This window comes from Kitasatospora sp. NPDC059722 (genome assembly GCF_042733235.1).
Classification (GTDB): domain Bacteria; phylum Actinomycetota; class Actinomycetes; order Streptomycetales; family Streptomycetaceae; genus Kitasatospora.
The window spans coordinates 1-1,918 of record NZ_JBHWGD010000271.1 but is presented as its reverse complement, the minus strand read 5'-3'; the positions used below and the strand labels follow the sequence as shown (position 1 = coordinate 1,918).

The 1,918-nt window shown below is 70.2% G+C and carries 1 protein-coding gene; it reads left to right on the top strand.

The features are described 5' to 3' along the window. Positions 1-520 precede the first annotated feature (520 nt). A partial coding sequence (locus ACFV4F_RS43205) for an Ig domain-containing protein (protein WP_380511512.1) occupies positions 521-1,918 on the top strand: 1,398 nt, incomplete at its 3' end.

Sequence of the window (1,918 nt, the reverse complement as noted above, 5' to 3'; positions counted from 1 at the left end):
GCGGGCGGCCGTTCTCTTCCCGGCCCGCGCCCCGCCGGGGGGCCCCCCCCCCCCGCCCCCCCCGCCGCCGCCGCCCCCCCCCCCCGGGGGGGGGGCCCGTCGCCGTTTGTGCGGGGGGGGCTTGACGGTGTCTCCGAGGTGGTCCAAACCTGTTGGCGGAAAAGTGGGTTGGGTGCCCTCCATCGCTGAATCCGGAACAGTATTCCGAGCCGCATTCAGTGAATGGCTACACGCGTAAACTTCGGGTCCGGCCGGCTCGGCCGCGCCGTGACATGGCACTTCACCTGCGTGAACACCGCTCTTAATCGTTCCTTACCCTTGCCCGTTGACCCGCGTTCATCAGCTCTGCTTTCCTTCATGCCCAGCAGACGGCGGAACCGACGCGCAGTCAAATTCCGAGGGTGTAGCGAACCCGATGAATTGGCATGGGCGAATTCGCCGTCGGTCCCTTCCCCACAAGGGATCGCCCGCGGCCCTCGGCCGTGCCGGGCGATCGGAACGAGAGAGGCACCCTCACCCCATGGGTCACTCCCGCACAATTCGTCGCGCCAAGTACGCGGCCCTCACCGGCATAGCGTCCCTGGCGCTCGCCGCCGCCGGTCTGGCCGGCGCGGCCGGCACCGCCACCGCGCAGGACATCTCCGGGGCGAAGGCCGACACCGGCAACGAGTTCAACCCCTGGAGCCCGCAGAACGGCGGCCACGAGTACCGCCACGGCGCGGTGCCGGGCATGAAGCAGCACGAGAACTACAAGAAGTTCGTCGCCGCGCAGCAGCAGGCGGCCGCCACCGGCCAGCAGACCCTGTCCTACGGCGGCGGCGTCGACGGCATCGGCGTCCAGAGCGGCCACTCGAAGGTCTACCTGGTCTTCTACGGGAACCAGTGGGGCACCCAGAGCACGGACTCCAACGGCAACGCGGCCTTCTCCGGCGACTCGGCCGGCGCCGCCGGTGCCACCCAGCAGATGTTCAAGGGCATCGGCACCAACGGCGAGACCTGGTCGGCCGACCTGACCCAGTGGTGCGACGGCCCCAACGTCGCCACCGGCGCCACCAGCTGCCCGTCGAACGCCAACTTCGTGCCGTACCAGAGCGGCGGCGTCCTGTCCGGCGTCTGGTACGACAACGCGGGCGCCTCGCCGCAGCAGTCGACCGGCAACCAGCTGGCCCAGGAGGCCGTCAAGGCCGCCGGGCACTTCGGCAACACGACGGGCGCGGCCAACCGCGACGCGTACTACATCATCCTGTCGCCGCACGGCACCAACCCGGACGACTACCAGAACCCGACCACCGGGTACTGCGCCTGGCACGACTGGAACGGCGACACGACGCTGAACGGCGGCGCGGCCTCCTCGCCCTACGGCGACATCGCGTTCTCCAACCAGCCGTACAACATCGACGCGGGCACCAACTGCGGCGTCGGCTTCGTCAACTCGCCCGGCACGCTGGACGGCTGGACGATGACGCTCGGCCACGAGTGGCACGAGATGATGTCCGACCAGAACCCGGCCGGCGGCTGGACCAACCACGTCACCGGCAGCAGCTACAACGGCCAGGAGAACTCCGACGAGTGCGCCTGGCTCAAGCCCGGCACCACCGGCGGCGCCGCGAACGTCTCGTTCGGCTCCTTCGGCTCCTTCGCCGAGCAGGCCAGCTGGTCCAACGACACCAACTCCTGCGCGATCTCGCACGCCATCCTGACCCACGGCAACACGGTCACCGTCACCAACCCGGGCGGCCAGACCGGCACCGTCGGCACCGCGGGCAGCCTGCAGATCAGCGCCAGTGACTCGGCCTCCGGCCAGACCCTGACCTACGCGGCCACCGGCCTGCCGGCCGGCCTGTCGATCAACTCCTCGACCGGCCTGATCTCCGGCACCCCGACCGCCGCCGGCACCTCCAGCGTGACGGTCACCGCG